The organism is Actinomadura gamaensis, assembly GCF_042652125.1.
GTDB classification, from domain to species: domain Bacteria; phylum Actinomycetota; class Actinomycetes; order Streptosporangiales; family Streptosporangiaceae; genus Spirillospora; species Spirillospora gamaensis.
Window position 1 is genome coordinate 14721 of record NZ_JBHSIT010000023.1, and the last position, 23188, is coordinate 37908.

The 23188-nt window shown below is 73.0% G+C and carries 15 protein-coding genes and 1 pseudogene; 9 read left to right on the plus strand and 7 right to left on the minus strand.

The features are described from left to right. Positions 1-7 precede the first annotated feature (7 nt). Entirely contained in the window at positions 8-727 is a 720-nt protein-coding gene (locus ACFPCY_RS42495; RefSeq protein WP_378265511.1) for an SDR family NAD(P)-dependent oxidoreductase, read from the minus strand. 158 nt (positions 728-885) lie between these two features. Here ACFPCY_RS42495 and ACFPCY_RS42500 point away from each other — a divergent pair, with 158 nt between their 5' ends. Next, positions 886-1908, plus strand: coding sequence for a sigma-70 family RNA polymerase sigma factor (locus ACFPCY_RS42500; protein WP_378265513.1), 1023 nt, complete (start codon positions 886-888; stop codon positions 1906-1908). A gap of 13 nt (positions 1909-1921) precedes the next feature. Beyond that, the gene (locus ACFPCY_RS42505; protein ID WP_378265515.1) at positions 1922-2860 is read left to right on the plus strand and encodes an oxygenase MpaB family protein; all 939 of its coding nucleotides are present in this window, start codon (positions 1922-1924) and stop codon (positions 2858-2860) included. On the opposite strand, the gene ACFPCY_RS42510 is transcribed toward ACFPCY_RS42505, so the two are convergent. Continuing rightward, positions 2841-3914, minus strand: a complete 1074-nt coding sequence (locus ACFPCY_RS42510) for a phosphotransferase family protein (RefSeq protein WP_378265517.1) — start codon at positions 3912-3914, stop codon at positions 2841-2843. The two genes, ACFPCY_RS42505 and ACFPCY_RS42510, sit on opposite strands and share 20 nt — an antisense overlap. Before the next feature lie 271 nt (positions 3915-4185). On the opposite strand from ACFPCY_RS42510, the gene ACFPCY_RS42515 reads away from it, so the two are divergent. Continuing rightward, the gene (locus ACFPCY_RS42515) at positions 4186-5850 is read left to right on the plus strand and encodes a hypothetical protein (protein WP_378265519.1); all 1665 of its coding nucleotides are present in this window, start codon (positions 4186-4188) and stop codon (positions 5848-5850) included. Beyond that, a complete protein-coding gene (locus tag ACFPCY_RS42520) occupies positions 5847-7049 on the plus strand; it encodes an ARPP-2 domain-containing protein (RefSeq protein ID WP_378265521.1) in 1203 nt (400 codons plus the stop codon). Before ACFPCY_RS42515 ends, ACFPCY_RS42520 begins: the two co-directional genes overlap by 4 nt. A 211-nt stretch (positions 7050-7260) precedes the next feature. On the opposite strand, the gene ACFPCY_RS42525 is transcribed toward ACFPCY_RS42520, so the two are convergent. Both ACFPCY_RS42525 and ACFPCY_RS42530 read right to left on the minus strand, forming a co-directional pair. Further along, positions 7261-8079 (minus strand): PIG-L family deacetylase, encoded by an 819-nt coding sequence (locus tag ACFPCY_RS42525; RefSeq protein ID WP_378265523.1) that lies wholly within the window; start codon positions 8077-8079, stop codon positions 7261-7263. Between the two features lie 61 nt (positions 8080-8140). Beyond that, positions 8141-9712: an amino acid permease gene (locus tag ACFPCY_RS42530; RefSeq protein WP_378265525.1), complete on the minus strand. Its 1572-nt coding sequence runs from the start codon at positions 9710-9712 to the stop codon at positions 8141-8143. A gap of 148 nt (positions 9713-9860) precedes the next feature. On the opposite strand from ACFPCY_RS42530, the gene ACFPCY_RS42535 reads away from it, so the two are divergent. The 4 genes from ACFPCY_RS42535 to gltX all read left to right on the plus strand — a co-directional run bounded on the left by ACFPCY_RS42535 (position 9861) and on the right by gltX (position 13552). Next, positions 9861-10355 carry an HAD domain-containing protein gene (locus tag ACFPCY_RS42535; RefSeq protein ID WP_378265527.1) on the plus strand — a complete coding sequence of 165 codons (495 nt, stop codon included), beginning with the start codon at positions 9861-9863 and terminating at the stop codon, positions 10353-10355. A gap of 176 nt (positions 10356-10531) precedes the next feature. Beyond that, positions 10532-11293: an SDR family NAD(P)-dependent oxidoreductase gene (locus ACFPCY_RS42540; RefSeq protein WP_378265529.1), complete on the plus strand. Its 762-nt coding sequence runs from the start codon at positions 10532-10534 to the stop codon at positions 11291-11293. A 192-nt stretch (positions 11294-11485) separates the two neighbouring features. Continuing rightward, positions 11486-12067, plus strand: coding sequence for a TIGR03086 family metal-binding protein (locus ACFPCY_RS42545; RefSeq protein ID WP_378265531.1), 582 nt, complete (start codon positions 11486-11488; stop codon positions 12065-12067). A 72-nt stretch (positions 12068-12139) separates the two neighbouring features. Next, positions 12140-13552 (plus strand): glutamate--tRNA ligase, encoded by a 1413-nt coding sequence (gene gltX / locus ACFPCY_RS42550; protein WP_378265533.1) that lies wholly within the window; start codon positions 12140-12142, stop codon positions 13550-13552. Between the two features lie 413 nt (positions 13553-13965). Here gltX and ACFPCY_RS42555 read toward each other — a convergent pair whose 3' ends face one another. From ACFPCY_RS42555 to ACFPCY_RS42565, 3 genes and pseudogenes are all read right to left on the minus strand, one after another. Next, on the minus strand, positions 13966-14940 hold the full coding sequence (locus ACFPCY_RS42555; RefSeq protein WP_378265535.1) for an urease accessory protein UreH domain-containing protein: 975 nt from the start codon (positions 14938-14940) through the stop codon (positions 13966-13968). Between the two features lie 760 nt (positions 14941-15700). Next, positions 15701-16118 (minus strand): annotated as a pseudogene (locus tag ACFPCY_RS42560) (response regulator); the annotation flags it as partial. A gap of 94 nt (positions 16119-16212) precedes the next feature. Further along, positions 16213-20502 (minus strand): hybrid sensor histidine kinase/response regulator, encoded by a 4290-nt coding sequence (locus tag ACFPCY_RS42565; RefSeq protein ID WP_378265537.1) that lies wholly within the window; start codon positions 20500-20502, stop codon positions 16213-16215. Positions 20503-20797: 295 nt separating this feature from the next. On the opposite strand from ACFPCY_RS42565, the gene ACFPCY_RS42570 reads away from it, so the two are divergent. Further along, complete coding sequence (locus ACFPCY_RS42570; protein WP_378265539.1) at positions 20798-23170, plus strand: SpoIIE family protein phosphatase; 2373 nt, start codon at positions 20798-20800, stop codon at positions 23168-23170. Positions 23171-23188 lie beyond the last annotated feature (18 nt).

Below are 23188 nucleotides of genomic sequence, written 5' to 3' on the forward strand. Positions count from 1 at the left end.
CCCGTTGTCAGTCCTGCGCCGCGGAGATGAGCGCCGCGTTCTCGCGTTCGAGCGCCTTGCTCACGCCGCCGGCCCAGCCCTCCGCGTACGCCTGCGAGAAGACGTCGGGGAAGATGTCCTCGTCGTCCTTCTCCACCCCGTCGAAGAGGGCTCGGGCGACCGACTCCGGCGACGCCTTCGGGATCGGGAGGTCGCGCACCATGTCGGTGTCCACGGGGCCGGCGAGGACGGCGTGGACGTCCACGCCCCGACCGGCGAGGGTGGCGCGCAGGGACTGCGTCATGGAGAGCGCGGCGGCCTTGGAGATCGCGTAGCCGGGGCTGGGCGGCAACGCCGCCAGCGCGGCCATCGACACCACGTTGACGATCGCGCCGCGCGCCTCGATGAGGCGGGGGAGGAACGCGTGGGTGACGTCGTAGGGGCCGAAGAGGTTCACCGCGAGGTACCGCTCCAGAGCGGCCCGATCGGCGAGGGCCTCGTAGCCGCCCACCCCCGCGTTGTTGACGAGGACGTCGAGCGAGGTCACCGCTTCGGCCGCGGCGGTGACCTGTGCGGCGTCGGTGACGTCCAGGGGGAGGGGAGTGACGCGCGGGTCCGGGTGGGCCAGAGGCTGCCGCGTACCCGCGTAGACCCGCTCGGCGCCCCTGCTGAGGGCCTCGTCGACCAGTGCCTTCCCGAGGCCGCGGTTGGCTCCGGTCACCAGGATGGTCTTGTCCGCGAGGATCATGGGTTCTCCAGTCAGGTGAATGCGAACTGTCGACGGTGCAGACACCCGGACTCCGAGAAATCGGGCGGGCGCGGAGCGCCCAGTTCGCGGCCCGGCCGGTGTCACGACACGGAGGAGGCCGCCGGACGGCGGCCCGGCGCCAGAAGGGGTGACGAGACGTGACGGCGAGCGACCTGATCGAGAGGGCACGGGCCGGGGACGGGGAGGCGTTCCGGCGGCTGACCGAGCCGCACCGCGCGGAGCTGCACCGGCACTGCTACCGGATGCTCGGCTCGTTCCAGGACGCCGAGGACGTGCTGCAGGACACGCTGCTCGCGGCGTGGCGCGGCCTCGACCGCTTCGAGGGGCGCTCGTCCGTCCGCACCTGGCTGTACCGCATCGCGACCAACCGGTGCCTCAACGCGTTCCGGGCGGCCGGCCGGCGTCCGGCGAGGGAGTGGGACGTGCCCGAGATCGAACCTCCGGAGCCGACCCGGCGTGGCGAGGTGGTGTGGCTCCAGCCGTACCCCGAGGCGCTCATCGAACCCGCGGCCGCCATGCCGCTCGGGCCCGAGGCCCGCTACGAGCAGACCGAGTCCATCTCGCTGGCTTTCATCACGGCGCTCCAGATCCTTCCCGCCCGCCAGCGCGCCGTTCTGATCCTGCGCGAGGTGCTCGGGTACCCGGCCACCGAGGTCGCCGAGATGCTCGATTCGTCCGTGGAATCGGTGAACAGCGCCCTCAAGCGGGCCCGCGCCACGCTGCAACGGCGGCTCCCGGACAGGGACGGCGATTCGCCGCCTGCGCCCGCCTCGCCCGCCGAACAGGCACTCGTGGCCAAGTTCGCCCGCGCCTACGAATCCAGCGACATAGACGCCCTCGTCGCGCTGCTCACCGACGACGTCCGCGTCTCCATGCCGCCCATGCCCCTCGAATACCTCGGCCGTGCAGCCGTCACCGGCTTCTACAACGCGCTCATGGGCGCCGACCGCAGGTACCACCTGGTGCCCACGCGGGCGAACGGCCAACCGGCGTTCGGGACCTATCTGCGGGCTTCGACCGACGGCATACGGCGCGGAACCGGACTTCTCGTCCTGACGCTCGCCGGCGACCGGATCGGCGCCGTGACCCGCTTCGACAACAGCGTCCTCCCGTGGTTCGGGCTTCCGCGGTCCCTTCCCTTTCAGGACGGCGTGCGGTAAGTATGTGCTTACTATGGTGGACACCTCGACGCTCATCGTGCGCGGACCGGAGACCGTCACCTGGCGGGTCGTGCTCGACCCGCTGATGATGGTCGCGGGCGTCCGCGCGCTCATGCTCCAGGCGCTCCAGCCGACCACGATGCGCGGCGTCTGGCAGAACTCCGACTTCCTGGAGGAGCCGCTCGAACGGCTCTTCAACACGGCGCACTTCGTCACCGTCACCGCGCTCGGCACCCCCGAGCAGGCCGACGCGCTCGGCGCGCGGGTCCGCGGCGTCCACCGGGCGCTGCGGATCAAGGACCCGGACACCGGCCGCACCCACCGCGTGGACGAGCCGGAGCTGCTCCTCTGGGTGCACTGCGCCGAGGTGTCGTCGTATCTGGAGGTCATCGAGCGCGGCGGGGTGCGGCTCACGCCCGCCGAGCGCGACCGGTACTACGACGAGCAGCGGCGGACGGCCACCTACGTGGGCCTCCACGAGGAGGACGTGCCGGGCAGCGTCGCCGAGATGTCCGCCTACTTCGACCGGGCCCGCGCCGAGCTGGATCTGCGGGTGATCCCGGAATCCCGCGCCACGATGCGGTTCCTGCTCTGGCCGAAGATGCCGCGCAAGCTGCGCATGCTCGCGCCGTTCAAGCCGCTGTGGGTGCCGGTCGGAATGCTCGCCTACTACACGCTGCCGCGCTGGGCGAGGGACGAGTACCGGACGCTTCCGGAGGTCCCCGGCGTCCAGCCCCTGGTCACGATCGGCCTGAAGGCCGGCCGGTTCCTGGTCGGGCTGATCCCCGAGAAGATCACCGGACGGCCGTTCAAGCCCGAGACCCGCGAGCTGATGGCGGACCTGCCGCGCCGCCTGGCCGAATCGGGCGTCCGGCCGCAGCGGAGGCTCCAGAAGATCCGAGTCGCTGAGGTCGCCGAGGGAAGCCCTGGGCTCAGGCCTGGTCGGCGATGAAGCCTTCGGCGCGGCGGAACAGGCCCAGGGTGATCGAGTGCAGCAGGTCGCCGGTCTCCTTCGGGGCCTTCCCGGCGCAGGCCCGCGCGTGCGTGCCCTCCAGGACGATGCCGAGCTTGAAGCAGGCGAGCACCGCGTACCAGGTGATCGACGACAGGTCCCGTCCGGCGACGGCCTCGGGCCGCTCGGCGTAGGCCGCGACCAGTTCGGCGGCGGACGGCAGCCCCCCGGCCGTGCCGAGCGGCCCGGCGAGCAGGGCGCTCTCGTCGGCGCGGTCGGGCCAGGTGGCGAGCAGCCAGCCGAGGTCCAGCAGCGGATCGCCGACGGTGCACATCTCCCAGTCGACGATCGCCGCGACGTCCGGGCCGTCGAAGGAGTACATCAGGTTGGCGAGGTGGTAGTCGCCGTGCATGATCCCGGGACGCCAGGCCGCCGGGCGGTGCTCGTCGAGCCAGCCGGCGACCGCCTCCAGGCCGGGGATCTCCGGGCCGGGGTAGCCGTCCAGGGACGAGTAGGACTCCAGCTCGGACGTCCAGCGCGGCACCTGCCGCTCCAGGAAGCCGTCCGGCCTGCCGAAGTCGGCGAGGCCGACGGCCTCGTGGTCCACCGCGCCCAGCGCGGACAGCGACCGCGCCGCCGACAGGCCCATCTCGCGGCGGATCGCGGCGTCACCGGCGTGCGGATCCGGCAGCGTGACCGTGGCGTTGAAGCCCTCGACCGGCGTCATCAGGTAGAACACCGCGCCGCCGAGGACGGTCTCGTCCGGGCAGGACGCGATGACCCTCGGCGCCGGGACGCCGGTGCCGTCCAGGGCGGTCAGCACGCGGGCCTCCCGCCGCAGCACGTCGTTGGTGCGGGCGCGCAGGTGCTTCGGCCCGCGCCGGAGCACGTAGTCGCGTCCGCCGCGGCGGAACCGGACCAGGATGTTCTGCGTGCCGCCGCTGAGCGGGGCGACGTCCTCGAACGGGCCGCCGGGCAGGCCCTGCCCGTCCATCCACGCGCCGAGGACGTCGAAGTCCACGACGGCGCGGTCGATCTGCTCGGGCTGCGGCACGGTCCGGTTCCTTCCCACGGTCGTCTACCGGAGAGTAACAGCGCGTTCGCGCCGCCCGGCGGCCGGGTGGCGGCCGGGCACCGACCGGGTGCCGCCGGGTGGCGGCGCCCCTCCCGATCGCCCGATATCCGCGTGAAGCGGGCGGCCGGGCGGTGCTACGGTCGCCGTGCCGGCCGCGGGACTCCGGCGCGACTTCCGGAAACCGCCTCTTAAGCGATCATTCGCTGTCCGCGCCCCCACGCCCCGGCCGGCACACCGACCCTGGAGCGCCATGACCGAGACGATCGCCGACCTGGTCGCGTGCGAGGACGTGCTGACCTTCGTCAACGCCGCGATCACCGGGACCGGCCGGCGCGAGTTCCACCACGACGCGGCCGAGCAGCGGCTCTCCCTCGGCTTCCTGCACGCCTACATGCGCGAGAACTACCGCGACCTCTACGCGGCCACCCTCGCGCTGGACGTCAACGACCACAACGCGGCACTGATCATCCGCGGCCTGCTGGGCACGCCGCACGCCGTGGACGCGGCGCGCCGCCGCCTGGAGAGCCGCCTGGTCGCGCGCAAGCTGGAACTGCTGCCGCCGCAGCGCGTGTACCGCCTGTTCCGCGCCCTGCGCCACGACCGCGTCAACAACCGCCGGACCCGCGCGATCATCCGGGACTGGCTGCTCGCCCGTCCCGACCTCGCGTTCGACGCGGTCAAGTACCGGGGCGCGCTGAAGGACGCCGTCCGGCACGCCCACCTCGACGCGCGCGCCCTCGTCCCGAACGCTTCCGAGCACGTCCGGGACGAGATCGGCCGGCTGTTCCACGGCTCGACCGGCCGGCCGTTCGTGACGCCGATCTTCGAGACGTGGCGGCAGGCGCACTACGCCCAGAAGGCGGTCTACGAGCTGCCGTTCACGGTCGCCGAGGGGTTCGCCGCCAGGCACGGCATCCCGCGCAAGCGCTTCCTGGAACGGGCCGAGCAGAGCATGACCCGGCTGGAACGCCTCCGGCTCCAGAACCACGCGGGCGCGAACAAGGCCAGGATCGACATCGACCTCGCCTCGGTGCCGCTGACCCGCCTGGCCACCTACGTGCTGTCCCTGCCGCTGGACGAGCGGTCGAAGCGCCGCGCCGAGCTCACCGGCGCCCTGCGCGCCGCCGCCCGCCGCGCGGCCGGACCCGACGCCGGAACGTGGGGACGCGTCGCCGCCGTCCTGGACGACAGCTTCTCCACGGTCGGCTCGGCGGAGAAGCGGCGGCGCCCGCTGGCCGTCGCGCTCGGCGGCCACTACCTGCTGGAGGCCCTCGCGGGGGAGTACGTCCCGCTCTGGACGTCCGGCCGCACCGACCCGCTGCTGCTGTACCCGTTCGGCCCGACACCGCTCGGCACCCGCCTGCTGGACGCCCTCGGCGCCGCGCCCGACCGCCTCGTCATCGTCTCGGACGGCTTCGACAACGCCCCGCCCGGCCTGGCCGCCGAGGTCCTGCGCGTGTGGCGGACGCGGCTCGACCCGGACCGCCGCGTGTCGATCACGCACCTCAACCCCGTCTACGACGCCGACGGGTTCGACGTGCGGCGGCTCGTCCCGACCGTCCCGACGGCGGGCGTCCGCGACGCCGAGGACCTGCTCACCCTCGTCGAGCTGGCCCGTTTCGCCGAGGGCCGCGTCGGCCTGCCCGAGCTCCGCGCGCACCTGGACGCGCGCGTTGCCCGCTTCCTGAACGCTCCAGGCGGCCGGGCCGCGAACGCCGGCGCCAAGCCGCCGCGTGCGACGCAGACGGAGACTCAAACGCCGAGCGAGACGGACGCGCAGAGCGAGACGGAGACGGAGACGCAGGCGGAGACGGACGCGCAGAGCGAGACGGAGACGCGGGCGGAGACGGAGACGCAGAGGGAGACGGGGATGCAGAGGGAGACGGGGATGCAGACGGGGGCGGAGACGCCGTGAACGCCGACCTGCCGCCCGACCCCGCCTGGGACGTCGCGCTCTGGCGCGGCCCCGGCTGGATCCGCGAGGCCGGGCTCGTCACCCTGCCCGCGCAGACCTGGAACTCGGTCCGGCTCGTCCCGCTCGCCCGGGACGAGCCGATCGAGGGACTCCGGCTCGACCGCCGCGCCTACGACGAACCGTCCATCGTGGACGTCGGCGACCGCACCCACTACATCTCCTACATCCCGCACGCCTTCGTCGCCCACTGGGAGGAGGACGCGGCGACCGCCTCCTACGGCACGCGCCTGCTCGCCCGCGACGACAAGGGGACGGGACCGTCCGGAATGCCGATCCGCGTGCGCCGCCGGATGGCGCGCCGCCTCGCGGGCGACCGGCTGCGCTTCCTGCCGCTGCACCTGGCCGTCGAGGGCTACCTCGCGCTGCATTTCGGCGGCCCGGAGATCGCATGGGAGGAATGGTCGCGGCGGGCGCTGGCGTCCGGGCTGTCCCCGCGGGAGGAGCGCGCCTACCTCGGCGCGTCCGTCCCGGACCTGGCCGACGCGCTGCGGATCTTCGAGATGCACCCCGGCCAGTGCGGCGTGCTCGTCTACGTGGCGGACGCCCTGGCCGCGGCGTTCGTCGTCCCGCATCCGGACGACTACCGCGCCCTGCACCCGACCCTGGTCGAGGACCTGTTCGGCGAGCTGATCTACCAGTACGGGCTGCTGCGGCTGCCCGTCGAGGACCTGGTCGCGCCGATCGACGCGTCCGCCGTCCGGACCCTGGCCGACCTGCGCGCGCAGGCCGAGCGGCGGATGCGCGACTGGGCCGACTTCCACGACGGGGTGATGGCCGAGGAGGTCTTCGCCCCGGGCAGCCGGTTCGAGGACGTGCGGCGGATCAGCGGGGCGAGGCTCTCCCGGTTCCTGCCGCCGTTCACGCCCGGACGCCCCAACCACATCGGCGAGACCATCGTCGTGGGGGAGGACGAGGACGCGCGGCTCGCCTACCTCAAGACGTTCCGGCTGTCCGAAAAGCAGGTCCGGCGCGGCTACCTGCTGACCCGGCTCGCCGCGAACGGCTGGCGGCTCGCCGACACGGCCGCCGAGTTCGGCGTCGGCGAGCCCGCGTTCGCGCTGCGGCTCGAACGCGCCGGGTTCGGCCACCTGCTGCGCCAGGACGTCCTCGACCGGTACCGCGCTGCGGCGCGGCGCTGACGAACCAACCCTCGCCGCGCACTCGCCCCGCGCGACGCCAGCGCCCGGCGCCACGACATCGCCCCGCGCGACGCCAGCGTCCGCGCCACGCCAGTGCCCGCGCGACGCCAGCGCCCGCGGGACATCGGCCGGCGCCACGGCGGCCCGGGCCGCGAGGGCGGACCGGGCCGGACGAGATGTCCGAGCGAGATGTCCGAAGCGGAGTGGTGACTCAGTCGCGCAGGCCCGCGAACAGGTCGTTCTCGGGAAGGGCGGCGTCCACCCGGCTGTACCGGCGGACGAACGACTCGGAGCCGAACACCACGCTCTGCATCTCGTCGGGGAGGCGCAGCAGGAAGATGTTCTCGCCCTGGCTGGCGTGCGCCTCCAGGGCCTTGCGCTTGCGCTGGGCGTGCGCCGACACGTCCACCACGGTCGTGATCAGCTCGTCCGGGGTGCCGAAGTCGTCCGGGGGCTCGCCCTCGCCGAGGTCGAGCCCGGCCTTCTTCGCCTCCTCGAACATCTTCTGGATGCCCGAGCGCGGCACCGCCATCTCGTAGAACTTGCGCGGGATGCCGGTGCTCTCGGCCGCCGCGACGGCGATGCGGTGCGCCTGGATGTGGTCCGGGTGGCCGTAGTTGCCGTTGTCGTCGTAGGTGACCACGACGTCCGGACGGTACTGCTCCATCAGCTCGGCGAGCCGGGCCGCCGCGTCCTCGACCGGGATGTTGGCGAACGCGCGCGGGTCGTCGTTGGTCGACCAGCCCACCATGCCCGAGTCGCGGTAGCCGAGCAGCTCCACGTGCTCGATGCCGAGGATGGACGTCGACTCGCGCAGCTCGGCCAGCCGGACCCGTGCCACGCCCTCGGCGTCGTGCCCCTCGTCCTGCGGCTTCAGCCCGCCCGCGTCGTCGCCCTGCTCGCCGTTGGTGCAGGTCACCAGGACGGCGCGGTGGCCCTCGGCGGCGGCCTGCGCCAGCACGCCGCCCGTCCCGAGCACCTCGTCGTCGGGATGGGCGTGAACCGCCATCAGGGTCAGTCGGTGCTCCATCGTGCGGATTCTCCTCGTCGTCGAGCGTGCCGCCCTGCCCGGAGACCGGGCGGCATCCACTCTACGAGCGGCCGGTGACAGAACCGTCGCCGCTCCCGGCGCCGCCGCCGTTCTCTGCCGCCGCGTTCACCCGGCGCCGCACGCAGAACCAGCCGATCACGAGCGCCGCCACGATCACCGGGATGGCGAGCACCGTCCGGTGCCCCTCGCCGTCGTAGTCGAACCACATCAGCACCACGACCGCGGCGAGGAAGGCCAGCGTGACGATCTCGGTGACCGGGGAGCCGGGCAGCCGGTAGGACGGCCGGGTCAGCTCGCCGCGCTCGCACGCCCGCACGAACAGCAGGTGCGAGACCATGATCATCGCCCAGGTGGCGAGGATGGCGATCGCGGCGAGGTTCAGCACGATCTCGAACGCGTCCTTGGGCACCCAGGCGTTCAGGCCGACGCCGAGCACGCAGACGGCCGAGGTCATCAGGATGCCGCCGTACGGCACCTGGTGCTTGCTCATCCGGGTGGTGAACCGCGGGGCCGAGCCGGCGGCGCCCAGCGAGCGCAGGATCCGGCCGGTGGAGTACAGCCCGGAGTTCAGGCTGGACAGCGCGGCGGTCAGCACGATCAGGTTCATCACGTCGCCCGCCGCGGGCACGCCCAGCTTGGACAGCACGGTGACGAACGGGCTGACGCCGTCCTGGTACACGTTGTACGGCAGCAGCATCGCCAGGAGCACGACGGAGCCGACGTAGAACAGCAGGATCCGCCAGACGATCGAGTTGATCGCCTTCGGCATGATCTTCTCGGGGTTCTCCGTCTCGCCCGCCGCGACGCCGACCAGCTCGGTGGAGGCGTAGGCGAACACCACGCCCTGGATGACCACCAGCATCGGCAGCACGCCCTTGGGGAAGATCCCGCCGTGGTCGAACATCAGGCCCGGCCCGGACGCGTAGCCGCCGACCTTGTGCCCGGTGACGAGCAGGCCGATCCCGATGAGCAGGAAGACGACCAGCGCGGCGACCTTGACGATGGACGCCCAGAACTCGAACTCGCCGAAGAAGCGGACCGAGACGAGGTTCACGGTCAGCACGACGGTGAGGGCGACCAGCGCCAGCACCCACTGCGGGATGGTGGTGAACGCCTTCCAGTAGTGCAGGTAGAGCGCGATGGCGGTGATGTCGACGATGCCGGTGGTACCCCAGTTGAGGAAGTGCATCCACCCGGCGACGTACGCGCCCTTCTCGCCCATGAACTCGCGCGAGTACGACACGAACGAGCCCGAGGACGGCCGGTGCAGCACCAGCTCGCCGAGCGCGCGGACCACCATGAAGGCGAAGAAGCCGCAGACCGCGTAGGCGATGGCCAGGGACGGCCCGGCGTTGTGCAGCCGCCCGCCCGCGCCGAGGAACAGCCCGGTCCCGATCGCCCCGCCGATGGCGATCATGTTGACGTGGCGGGTCTTCAGGCTCTTGCGGTAGCCCTCGTCGCCCGCGTCCACCACCTTGCCCGCGCCGGTGGCCGACGTCCCGGTGGCCGACGTCCCGGTGGACGGCGCCGCGGCGGGCGACGCGCCCGCGGGAGGCGGCGCGGCGGCCGATGTCCCGGTGGGGGAGGGCGCCCGGAGATCCTGCTCGCTCACGCTTCGCTGCCGCCTTTCCACGGTTGGTGCTCGGTCAGGGCCCGGTGCAGTTTCGGTCAACTGTCCGAAACTGTCAAAACGTTGCCCCAAAAGTGGGTCAACTAACGAGATCTGGATCACGCGGCACCGCGCGTCGTACCGTGCGGGCATGGGATCCCCGCTGGTGCTGGTGGACGTCGACGGCGTGCTGAACCCCTTCCGCAAGCCGCACCGGCAGTTCCGCCGCCATCGCGTCATGCCGGAAGGGCGGCTCCTCCGCGTCCTGCTGGACGTCCGGCACGGACGGATGCTCCTCGACCTCGCCGCCGAGACCGGTGCCGAACTGGTCTGGGCGACCTACTGGCAGGACGAGGCGAACGAGTGGATCGGTCCCCGCATCGGGCTGCCGGAACTCCCGTTCGTCCCGCTCCCGCCCTTCCCCGGCATCGAGGAGGGGCGCAGCTTCGGCGCATGGAAGGCCCGCCACGTCGCCGCCTGGACAGGTGGCCGGCCCTTCGTCTGGTTCGAGGACGAGCCGGACGCCGCCGCGTCCCTCGCCGCCGAGCCGGGCGTCGGCGACCACCTGCTCGTCGGCGTCGATCCTGTGACGGGACTCACCGCCGAGCACATCGAGGAGGCCGCCGCCTGGCTGTCCGGTCGCTGACGGCCGCCCGGCGGCGGCCGGCCGCCGTCCGTCCCGGTGCCCGCCCGCCGTTCGCCTGCCGTCCGTCCGCTGTCACCGGGTGATCGCGGGCCCGGGTGCGGTTTGCATCAGCGGGCACTTACGCGAAACTCCCTCGCCTGGGCAGGATGAGAGCGCCATCCAGCAGAAGGAGAATCATGAGTGCTCTCGCCGGACGCGTCGCCCTGGTCACCGGAGGAAGCCGAGGCATCGGCAAGGCCATCGCGCTCGCCCTGGCCGAGGACGGCGCGACGGTGGCCATCGCCTACCGCCGCGACGAGGACGCCGCGCGCAAGACCGTGTCCGCTCTCGCCGAACTCGGCGTGGAGAGCCGCGCCTACCGGGCCTCGGTCGACGCCCAGGACGACTGCGAACGGCTCGCAGGCGACATCGCCGCCGACTTCGGTCGCCTCGACATCCTCGTCCACAGCGCCGGGATCGCCAGCCGGGGCAACAGCGTCGCCGACACCGACCCGGCCGAGGTCGTCCGGCTGATGAACGTGCACGCGATCGGCCCGCACCACCTCACCCGGGCACTGATCCCGCTGCTGCGCGCCGCGGACCGCGCCGACGTGGTCTTCGTGTCGAGCGTGATCACCGGCATCTATCCGCCTTTCAGCGCGCCCTACGCCATGGGCAAGGCCGCCATGGAGGCCCTCGCGCACACGCTCGCCAAGGAGGAGCGCGCCAACGGCATGCACGTCAACATCGTCGCGCCCGGACTCGTGGACACCGACATGGGACAACGGCTCGTGCGCGCCACCATGGGCGTCGAGGACATCCATCAGCAGGACGCCATGTCCCCGTACGGCCACGTCTGCTCGCCCGAAGAAGTGGCGAGCGTCGTGCGGTTCCTCGTTTCGGACGGCGCCTCCTACGTCACCGACCAGCGCGTCGTCGTGGACGGCGGCACCTTCTGATCCCGGCCCGCCGATCCGGACGCTGAGCCCGCCGCACTGAACCCGCCGCGCTGAGCCCGGCGCGCTGAGCCCGGCGCGCTGAGCCCGGCGCGCTGAGCCCGGCGCGCTGCGCAGGTCCGGCGCGCCGATCCTGACGCGTTTTTCCAAGACGCGGACGGCTCCGGTGCCTACGGTCTCCCCATGGTCGAACAAATGAGCGAAGGGCGGTCCTGGTTCGGGCCCGCGACCGAGGCGGTCGCGGCGCTCGTCCGGGCCGTCCCACAAGATCGTCTGGACGCCGCGACGCCCTGCTCCGGCTGGGACGTCCGCACCCTCGTCAACCACGTGATCCTCTGGAACGGGCGGGCCGAGGCCGCCGCCGCCAAGCAGCGGCCGTCCGGCCCGGCGGAGGACCACGACTTCACCGCCGAGCCCGGCTGGGCCGACCGGTTCGCCGAGCAGGCGGCGGCCACCGCCCGGGCGTGGCAGGATCCGGCCGCCTGGACCGGCTCCACCAGCCTCACGGGAGCCGAGCCGGGCATGCCCGCGCCGACGATCGGCTCGATGATGGTCGTCGAGTGCGTCCTGCACGGATGGGACCTCGCCACCGCGGTCGGCCTGGACGCCGGCTTCGCCCCGGGCCTGGTCGAGTTCTGCTACGACGGCCTCGTCCGCATCGCCGACATGGGACGCCAGTACGGCGCGTTCGGCCCGGAGGTCGCCGTCCCCGAGGACGCGCCGCTGCTGGACCGGCTCCTCGGCCTGTCCGGCCGCGATCCCTCCTGGAAGCCCTGATCCACGATCGGAGGCCGCGGCGCGCGCGGGTCCCGGCGCGAGCGGGGGCCGGAGCGCTCTACGCTTGGAGGCATGTCTTCCGCGTCTTCGATCCGAGTACGTTTCGCGCCCTCGCCCACCGGCATGTTCCACGTGGGCGGGGCCCGGTCCGCCCTGTTCAACTGGGCGATGGCCAAGCAGTCCGGGGGGACGCTCGTGCTGCGGATCGAGGACACCGACGCCTCGCGCAACAGCCCCGAGTGGACCGAGGGGATCATCCGCGCGCTGGCGTGGCTCGGCATGGACGGCGGCGAGTACGAGGGCCCGTACTTCCAGTCCGCCAACGCCGACAAGCACGCCGAGGCCGCCGCGACGCTCCGCGAGCAGGGCCGCGCCTACTACTGCGACTGCACCCGCGAGCAGATCGTCGAGCGCACCGGCGACTCCCACAAGGGCTACGACGGCTTCTGCCGCGACCGCGGGCTGGAGCCCGGCCCCGGCCGCGCGCTGCGGTTCCGCACGCCGGACGAGGGCGAGACCGTCGTGGTCGACCTCCTGCGCGGCAAGCCGGTCTTCAAGAACTCCGCCCTGGAGGACTTCGTCATCGCCCGCGCCGACGGCTCGGTCACGTTCCTGCTGGCCAACAGCGTGGACGACATGAGCCAGGGCATCACGCACGTGGTCCGCGGCGAGGAGCACCTGTCCAACGCGCCCAAGCAGCAGTTGCTGTGGGAGGCCCTCGGCGGCACTCCGCCGGTGTGGGCGCACGTCCCGGTGATCGTGAACGAGAAGCGGCAGAAGCTGTCCAAGCGCCGCGACAAGGTCGCGCTGGAGGACTACCGCGACGAGGGCTACCTCGCCGAGGCCATGCGCAACTACCTGATGCTGCTCGGCTGGGCCCCGTCCGGCGACCGCGAGATCGTCCCGTGGGACGTGATCGTGGACGAGTTCCGCATCGAGGACGTCAACACCTCGCCCGCGTTCTTCGACGTCAAGAAACTGCGCGCGCTCAACGGCGACTACATCCGGATGCTGCCGGTGGAGAAGTTCGTCGCCGCGTGCCTGCCGTTCCTCGAGCGCGTCCCGTTCGAGGTCGACATGTCGGTGTTCGACCAGCTCGCTCCGCTCGCGCAGACCCGCGTCGCGGTGCTGTCGGAGATCGGCCAGATGATCGACTTCGCCTTCCTGCCGGAGCCGCCGTACGACGAGCAGTCCTGGAAGAAGGCCATGAAGGAGCCCGCCGCGCAGATCCTCGCGGACGCCGCCGAGGCGTACCGGGACGCGCCGTGGCGCGCCGACGAGCTGAAGGACCGGCTCGAGGCGGTCGGCGCCGCGCACGGCCTGAAGCTCGGCAAGACGCAGGCTCCGGTGCGCGTCGCGGTCACCGGCCGCACCGTCGGCCTCCCGCTGTTCGAGTCCCTGGAGATCCTCGGCCGCGAGAGGACGCTGGAGCGCATCGCCGCCGCCCGCACCAAGCTCGCCGCCGAAACCCCCTCGCCCGAGTAACCCCGCCCGGACACCGCCCACGCGCGTGCACGCCGCCGTGCGCGTGCCCCGGACGCGCGGGTGAGCACCGCCTGTGCGCGCGTGCGCCGGACGCGCGGGTGAGCACCGTCTGTGCGCGCGTGCGCCGGACGTGCGGGTGAGCGCCGCCTGTGCGCGCGTGCGCCGGACGTGCGGGTGAGCACCGTCTGTGCGCGTGAGCGCCGGACGCGCGGGTGAGCGCCGCTGGCGTGAGCGCCGCGTGCGGGCGGCGCTCACGCATGTGCACAGGCGCCGGATGTGCGCCGGGAGCAGATGAGGGCGTGGACGCGGGCTCGGACAGGGGCGTGTCGGCGCGGGGGCGGGCGCGGGACTGCAGGGGCGCGGGCGGGCGGCGGGCGTGGGGCATGCGGGCGTGGGCTGGAGGTCCCGCCGGGCTACTGGAAGGTGATCTCGCCGGGGGAGTGGCCGGACGCGCACACGTAGCGCAGCCGACCCGGCGCCGGCGCGCCCAGATCGACGCGCGTCTCGCCGGTGACGGGGAGCACCACGTCCCGGTTGCGGCTCGGGATCGTGAACGCCCTCGTATGCCCGTGCGTGTTCCGCGTGCGCAGCACGAGCACGGTGTGGACGCCCGCGCGCGCCGTCAGCGCCGACGGACGGTATCCCTCGTCCAGCGCCCACACCGTCACCCACTGCGTCCCGGACGCGTCGGTGGACACGAAGCGCGCGGACGCGGCCGCCGTGGCCCCGCCGCCGCCGTCCGGCATCCAACCGCCCAGGCGCAGCCCGGACAGCAGCGTCCAGCCCGCGAGCGCGACCAGCGTCACGGCCACCAGCGCGGCGAGCCGTCCGCGTAGCAGCGTCAGCGTGCGGGCGACGGTCACGCCGATCAGGCCGAACAGCGGCGCGGTGCCGAGCACGAACCCGGACATCACGGCCGCGCCGCCCGACGGTGACCGCGACGACACCGCGAGCAGCTCGGCCGTCAGCGTCAGCGCACATGGCAGGAGCAGCGTTGCGGCGCCCAGCACGATCGGCCGGTGCGTTCCGGACGGCGCCGCGCAGTGGCCGTCCGCGCCGCCCTTCGGAGCCCGCCGCAGCAGCCTGCGCGCCAGCCGGAAGTCCAGCAGGTCGAGGGCGAAGAGCATCAGCAGCACCGCCGCCCCGATGAGCAGGATCGCCCTGGTCCGCGGTCCCGGCTCCACCGCCCCGCCGGCCAGGCCGAGCAGGGCGCCCAGCGCGGCGTGCGTGACGAGCTTGGCCGACAGGAACACCGCCACCGGACGGACCGGTCCGGCCTCCCCGCGCACCGCCCCGGTCAGCAGACCCAGCTGGACGGTCGCGCAGCTCGTCCCGCCGGCGACGAGGCCGGTGCCGAATCCAGTAACGAACAGCGCGGCAGCATTCATCACCTCACCTCCGGAGCGGGACAGTTCCCGCGTGGGCCGGTGCCAACGCGTTACCGGAAGCGAGCAGACCGTAACCGCGCCGCGATCGCGCCCGCCCTCCCACGCCTATGGACGCCCGCCCCATCCCGCCCCGACCAGCGCCCGGCAGCCGCTGAAGCAAAGCCGCGACGGCCCGCGAACCATCCGCAACCGGGCGTGCGGCACCCGCTCTGCGCGCTTCGAACGGATTAGGTGCTGGCCGAAACCTCGACCGACGCGAAGGCCGCCCGGCATGTCAAGGCGCGGTCGGCGACCGCACAGGGCCGAGCTGCGCGGACAACCTCCGGACAACCTCCGGACAACCTCCGGACAACCTCCGGACAGGCTCCGGGCAGGCTCCGCGGGGGTCAGTGGCCGCGGGAGTTCGAGCCCGCCGTGGAGTTGTTCTCGGAGGACGGATCGTCGGCGGCGGCCTCGCTCTGCGCGCCGGAGTTCCTGTCGGGCTCCGTCCGCGGCTGGGAAGGCCGGCCGGCCGGGATGTCGGAGACGGAGAACAGCGGCGTGCCCGGCGTGGTGGCCGGCGGGATGCCGGGCGCGGAGGCCGGGGTCGCGTTGAGCGCGATGGCCGCGTCGGCGAGGTCGCGTTCGAGCTCCTCGACCTCGGCGCGCAGCTCGTCCGGGACCTGGTCGCGGAGGCGGGCGACGCGTTCGCGCGCGACGGCGATCCGCTGGACGGCCGGGCCGGGCGACGGCGTGGCGCGCAGCTGCGCGGCCTGGTCGCGCAGCAGCGCCGCCTGCTCCCTGAGCTGGCGGTTCTTGTTGTGCAGCTCGACGAACACCGAGACCTTGGCGCGCAGCACCCACGGGTCGAACGGCTTGGAGATGAAGTCGACCGCGCCCGCCGCGTAGCCGCGGAAGGCGTAGTCGGGGTCGCTGTCCACCGCGGTGAGGAAGATGATCGGCAGATCGCGGGTCTTCTTGCGCCGCTTGATGTCGCGGGCCGTCTCGAACCCGTCCATGCCGGGCATGATCACGTCCAGCAGGATCACCGCGTACTCGTCGGTGAGCAGCGCCTTCAGGGCCTCCTCGCCCGAGCGCGCCCGGACCAGGTCCTGGTCGAGCGAGCTGAGGATCGCCTCGAGCGCGACCAGGTTCTCGTCCCGGTCGTCCACGAGCAGGATCTTCGCCTTGTCGTCCACGCGTTGCCTTCCCTTTGCGGGGCTGCTGTTCGGGCGCGGCGCCCGCCGGCGTCCCCGGTGCGGGGCCGCGCGGCGGGCGCCCGGGGACGCGGTGTCAGCCGATGACCGAGCGGCCGAGCCAGACCCGCATGACCTCGAGCAGGCGGTCCACGTCCACCGGCTTCGGTATGTAGTCCGACGCGCCCGCCGCGAGGCTCCGCTCCCGGTCGCCCTTCATCACCTTGGCCGTGATCACGATGATCGGCAAGTCGGCGAACTGCGGCATCTCGCGGATGGCGGCCGTGGTGGCGTATCCGTCGAGACCCGGCATCATCACATCCATCAGGACGAGAGCGACGTCCGGATTGCGGTGCAGCAGGTCGATTCCGGCCTGCCCGTCCTCGGCGTAGAACACCTCCATCCCGTACCCCTCCAGCACGCTGGTGAGGGCGAAGACGTTGCGCACGTCGTCGTCGACGATGAGCACCTTGCGGCCCGCGAGGATGGTGTCGGTGAAGTCGGCGGGCGGTTCGGACAGCAGCCCCGAGATCGCCGCGCCGCCGTCGTCGCCGGGCGCGCCGTCCGCGTTGCCGGCCGCGGCGACCGCCGCCGCCGCGGAGGCGCTCGCCGGATCGGCCGCCGTGAGCGACGGGACCAGCAGGTCCGGGGCGGACGCGCCGTCCCCGCCGCCGTTGGCCAGCGCCGGGTCGGCGGAGGCCAGCTCCGGCGCGGGCGAGGCCGTGCCCTCCAGCGGGACGGCCGGACGCCGCCGTCCGTCCGGCTCGGAGTAGTGCGCGGGCAGGTACAGCGTGAACACGCTGCCCTTGCCCGGCTCGCTGCGGACCTGGATCTCGCCGCCGAGCAGCCGGGCGATGTTCCGGCTGATCGACAGGCCGAGGCCGGTGCCGCCGTAGCGCCGGTTGGTGGTGCCGTCCGCCTGGGTGAACGGCTCGAAGATCACCTGGAGCTTGTCCGCGCTCACCCCGATGCCGGTGTCGATCACGCGGAAGGCCAGCACGTCCGGGGTCTGCCAGAGCGAGGCGAGCGCGAAGTCGGTGTCGCCGGCGGGCTCGATGACCAGCCGCACCTGCCCCTCGGCGGTGAACTTCACCGCGTTGGACAGCAGGTTCCGCAGCACCTGCTGGAGCCGCTGCTCGTCGGTGAACAGCGTCTCCGGGACGCCCTCCGCGACCTCCACGCCGAAGTCGAGGCCCTTGTCGAGCGACAGGGGCCGGAACGTCGCCTCCACGTAGTCGACCAGCGCCGACACCGGCAGCCGCTGCGGGTGCAGCTCCATCTTGCCCGCCTCGACCTTGGCCAGGTCGAGGATGTCGTTGATCAGCTCCAGCAGGTCGGTGCCGGAGTCGTGGATCGTGCGGGAGAACTCGACCTGCTTGTCGGTGAGGTTGCCGCCGGGGTTCTCCGACAGCAGCTTGGCCAGCACGAGCAGGCTGTTCAGCGGGGTGCGCAGCTCGTGCGACATGTTCGCCAGGAACTCCGACTTGTACCGCGAGGACACCGCGAGCTGCTCGGCGCGCTCCTCCAGCGTCCGGCGGGCCTGCTCGATCTGGAAGTTCTGGATCTCGATCGCCCGGTTCTGCTGGGCCAGCAGCGCCGCCTTCTCCTCCAGTTCGGTGTTGGAGTGCCGCAGCTCGCCCTGCTGCCGCTGGAGCTCGTCCGAGCGCTCCTGGAGCTCCTGGGCGAGCCGCTGCGACTCGGTCAGCAGCGCCTCGGTGCGGGTGTTGGCCCGGATCGCGTTCAGCGTCACCCCGATCGTCTCGATCAGCTGGGTGAAGAACGCGAGGTGGACGTCGGTGAACCGGGAGAACGAGGCCAGCTCGATCGCGCCGAGCACCTCGTCCTCGAACACGATCGGCAGCACGATGACGTTCACCGGGGACGCCTCGCCGAGCCCGGAGCCGATCTTGACGTAGTCGGCCGGGGCGCCGTCGATCAGGACCGTCCGGCGTTCCAGCGCGGCCTGCCCGACCAGGCCCTCGCCGGGCTGGAACCGCACGTCGCGCAGCCGGTCGCGGGGGATGCCGTACCCGGCGATCAGCACCAGCTCGCGCTCGCCCGGCTGCCCCTCGGCGAGGTAGAACGCGCCGTACTGGGCGCTGGCGGTCGGGGTCAGCTCGTTCATGATCAGGTTGGCGACCTGGTACAGGTCGCGGTGGCCCTGCATGAGCCCGCCGATCCGGGCCAGGTTGGTCTTGAGCCAGTCCTGCTCCTCGTTCGCGCGGGTCGTCTCGCGCAGCGTCGCGACCATCAGGTTCACGTTGTCGGACAGCTCGGCGACCTCGCCGCGCGCCTCCACCGTGATCGTCCGGGTCAGGTCGCCGCGCGCCACCGCGCTCGCCACCTCGCCGATCGCCCGGACCTGGGTGGTCAGGTTGGACGCCAGCTCGTTCACGCTCTCGGTCAGCCGCTTCCAGGTGCCGGACACGCCCTCGACCTCGGCCTGGCCGCCGAGGCGACCCTCGGTGCCGACCTCGCGGGCGACGCGGGTGACCTCCGAGGCGAACGAGGACAGCGTGTCGACCATCGTGTTCAGCGTCGTCTTCAGCGACAGGATCTCGCCCTGCGCGTCCACGTCGATCCGCTTGGTCAGGTCGCCGTCGGCCACCGCCGTCGCGACCTGCGCGATGTTGCGGACCTGGTAGGTCAGGTTGGACGCCATCCCGTTGACGTTGTCGGTCAGGTCCTTCCACATGCCGCCCGCGCCGGGCACGCTCGCCTGGCCGCCGAGGCGTCCCTCGGTGCCGACCTCGCGGGCGACGCGGGTGACCTCGTTGGCGAAGGCCGACAGGGTGTCGACCATGGTGTTGATGGTGTCCTTGAGCTGGAGGATCTCGCCCTGCGCGTCGACGCCGATCTTCTTGGTCAGGTCGCCGTGCGCGACCGCCGTGGTGACCTGGGCGATCCCGCGCACCTGGACGGTCAGGTTGTTCGCCATCGAGTTGACGTTGTCGGTGAGGTCCTTCCAGATCCCCGACACGCCGTGCACCTTCGCCTGGCCGCCGAGGCGTCCCTCGGTGCCGACCTCGCGGGCGACGCGGGTGACCTCGTTGGCGAAGGCCGACAGGGTGTCGACCATGGTGTTGATGGTGTCCTTGAGCTGGAGGATCTCGCCCTGCGCGTCCACGGTGATCTTCTTGGTCAGGTCGCCCTCCGCGACCGCCGTCGTCACCTGCGCGATGTTGCGGACCTGGTAGGTCAGGTTGGACGCCATGCCGTTGACGTTGCTGGTCAGGTCCTTCCAGACGCCGCTCACGCCCGGCACCCGCGCCTGGCCGCCGAGGCGTCCCTCGGTGCCGACCTCGCGGGCGACGCGGGTCACCTCGTCGGCGAACGCCGAGAGCGTGTCGACCATCTGGTTCACCGTGGACTTCAGCTGGAGGATCTCGCCCTGCGCGCCGGCGGTGACCTTCTTGGTCAGGTCGCCCTCGGCCACCGCCGTGGTGACCTGCGCGATGTTGCGGACCTGGCTGGTCAGGTTGTTCGCCATCGCGTTCACGTTGTCGGTGAGGTCCTTCCAGACCCCCGACACGCCGTGCACCTTCGCCTGGCCGCCCAGCTGCCCCTCGGTGCCGACCTCGCGGGCGACGCGGGTCACCTCGTCGGCGAACGCCGAGAGCGTGTCGACCATCTGGTTCACGGTGAGCTTCAGCTCCTGGAGCTCACCGGCCGCCTCGACGGTCACCTTCCGGGTCAGGTCGCCGCGCGCCACCGCCGTCGTCACCTCGGCGATGTCGCGGACCTGGCTGGTCAGCCGGTCGGCCATCACGTTCACCGCGGCGTTGACGTCGCGCCAGCGGCCGGACATGCCGCGCGCGGACGCCTTGCCGCCCAGCCGCCCCTCGGTGCCGACCTCCCGGGCGAACTGGGTGACCTCCCAGGTGAACTGGTCGAGCAGCTCGACCATCGCGTTCACCGACTTGGCCATGCGCAGCAGCTCGCCCCGCATCGGGCGGCCCCCGGCGCGCAGCTCGACCCGCTGGTTCAGGTCGCCCTTGGCGACCGCCTCCACGACCTTGTACATGCCGGTGGCGAGGTCGGTCAGCTTGTCGAGGATGGCGTTGGAGTCCTCGATCGCGCCCGCCCAGGAGCCGCGCAGCGTGCCCGGCGTGAGCCGGCCCCGCATCTGCCCGTCGCGGCCGATCTCCCGGCGCACCCGGGCCAGCCCGGAGGCGACCTGGTGGCCGTTGTCGCGGATCTGGTCGACTATCGCGAGCGCCTCGGCGACCGCCCCGTCGCCCGTGACCTCCACGGGCGTGCGGAGCCTGCCGTCCCGGACCGCCGCCAGGGCGCGCAGCAGCGGCTCCAGGTCGGCGTCGCTGTATCGCGGGGAGGTGTCGCGTGAGACACCGTCTCCCGGTCGGCTTCGCGTGGCGCTACGGGGCATCAGTCCATCCTCCTGGCCGACGGGTGCCCGCTGGCTCGGGCGCCTCGTCAGGCCCGCATCTGTACTTTACGTCGCCACAGGCCCGGCGGCTGCGCACCAGGGCCGTCCACCTCGGCGAGGCCGGTCCGCGACGCCGGTCCGCGATGCCGCCGGGGACGACCTCACCCGCCCCCCGCGGGCTTCGTGTTACGGTCTGTCCCGGCGTGAGCACGGCGGACGGCGCCGGTGTCCGGCTGGTTGAGCCAGTCTGTCACGGCGGCCAGACTCAGAAGCGACGACGAGCGAGGGACGGCAGTTGGAGCGGCACAGGGCGGTGGCCACCTTCCCGTCCGCTGCGGCCTCCGTGGCGGACGCGCGCCGCTTCGTCCAGCGGACCCTGCGCGAGTGGGGCATGGCCGACGCCGTGGACGACGCGGTGCTCGCGACCAGCGAACTCGCCACCAACGCGGTCGCCTACGCGGGCACCGCCTTCGACGTGACCTGCACGCTCACCGACGACGAGATCCTCATCGAGGTCCGCGACCGGCACCCCACGCGGACGCCGGTGATGCCCGGGGTCACCGCCGCCAGCGGGCGCGGCCTCCCCTCGATCGCCCGGCTCGCCGCGTCCTGGGGCGTCGACTACGACCACGAGAGCAAGGGCATCTGGTTCCGCCTGCCCAGGCCCGGGCTCGAACCGGAGCCCGAGGAACCGCCGACCGACGACTTCGCGCGCCGTCCGGGATTTCCGGCCCGGCCGGAGGGCGCGGCCGGAGAGACCGTGATCCCGGGCGCGCCGGGCGGCCGGCTCGGCGCCGACTCCGGCTGGAGCGTCCCGGAATCCGATTCGGCTTCGATCCGCGGCAACGCGTCCGACGCCGGCGGAACGGGCGCGGACCGGACGAAGCGTCCGGGCGGAGCGAACCGCTCGGTGGGCGTCCGCACCAGGGCCCGCGCCGGCGGACGCGCCGCGGCACCCCTTGGACGGCGCTCAGAGCCCCCCGCGCTGCCCGCGGCGAGCGACCGGCTCCTGCGCACCCCGGCGGGCGTCGAGTCGCTTGAGGACGCCCTCACCTCCGTACGCGACCTGCTCGACGCCGAGGGCGCGGCCGTCCTGCTCACCGAACGCGACGGCACCCTCGTCGTCGCCGCGTCCGCCGGGCTCACCACCGAACCCGGCCCGGACGAGCTGTCGGTCGTCAACCTCGGCCCCGACGCCCGCGCCGGATCGCCCTGGATCGCCAGCGACGCGTCCGACCCGGTCGCCGCCGCGCTCCGCGCCCGCTCCATGGCCGCCGCGCCCCTGGAGAACCAGGGCCGCCTCACCGGCCTGGTCGTCGCCGTCTCCGCCGAACCGGGCCGGTTCGAGCCCGCCGACGGCGCCCGGCTCGGCCGGATCGCCGAGGAGATGGCCCTCTCCCTGGAGAAGGCCCGCGTCGGCGAGCTGGAACGGTCCTGGCGCGGCTGGCTCAGCTTCGTCGCCGAGGCCAGCGACCTGCTCGCCGGGACCCTCGACCAGGAGCGCACCATGGCCCTGGTCGCCCAGCTCGTGGTGCCCCGCCTGGCCACCTGGTGCGCCGTCTACACCGACAGCGACGCCGGACCGCCCGCCCTCGCCTACGTCTGGCACGCCGACGAGACCCGCGCCGACGCGCTGCGCGACCAGCTCGACAACGTCGCGCAGGGCCCCCGCCCCGACGCGCCCGGCCCCTGGTACGGCCTCGCCGACGCCACCGGCCCCGAGGCCGGGGGCACCGTCCACGCCTTCCCGCTGGTCGCCCGCGGCCGCCGCATCGGCGCCCTCGTCATCGGACGCCCGGCGGGCGACCGGTTCCCGCGCAGCGCCATCGAGCTCGCCGAGGAGCTGAGCCGCCGCGCGGCCCTGGCCGTCGACAACGCCCGCCTCTACTCGGCGCAGACCGCCATGAGCAGCGCCCTCCAGCGCAGCCTCCTCCCGCCCGGCGTGCCCGACATCCCCGGCCTGGAGGTCGCGGTCGTGTACGAGCCCGCGGGGGAGGGCAGCGAGGTCGGCGGCGACTTCTACGACGTGTTCGAATGCCCCGAACGGCAGGGCGGACCGGGCGGGCCGCCCGTCCCCGGCCCCGTGGACCGCTGGCGGTTCGCGATCGGCGACGTGTGCGGCACCGGCCCGCAGGCCGCCGCCGTGACCGGCCTCGCCCGGCACGCGCTGCGCATCCTCGCCGCCGAGGAACTGCCCGTCCCCGGCGTGCTGGCCCGGCTGAACCGGCTGATCCTCGGCGAGGGCGAGCGCGGACGGCTGCTCACCCTGCTGCACGGCGAGATCACCCCGCGGCCCCGCCGCGACGGCGTGACGATCGGGCTGACCAGCGCCGGGCACCCGCCGCCGCTCATCCTCGACCCGGACGGGACGGTCCACGAGGTCGGCACCGCGCAGCCGCTGCTCGGCGTGTTCGACGGCGTCGACTTCCACGCCGACACCGTCGAACTGCACCGCGGGCAGGTCCTGCTGTGCGTCACCGACGGGGTGACCGAGCGGCGGCACGGCGGACGGCTGCTCGGCGACGACGGCGGCCTGGAGCGGCTCCTCGCGGGCTGCACCGGGCTGAGCGCGGGCGCGGTCGCCGCCCGGATCCAGCGGGCGGTCCGCGACTTCGGGCCCGAACCGTCCAACGACGACGTCGCGCTCATCGTCCTACGCGCGTCATGATGGGAACGGCTATCGGTA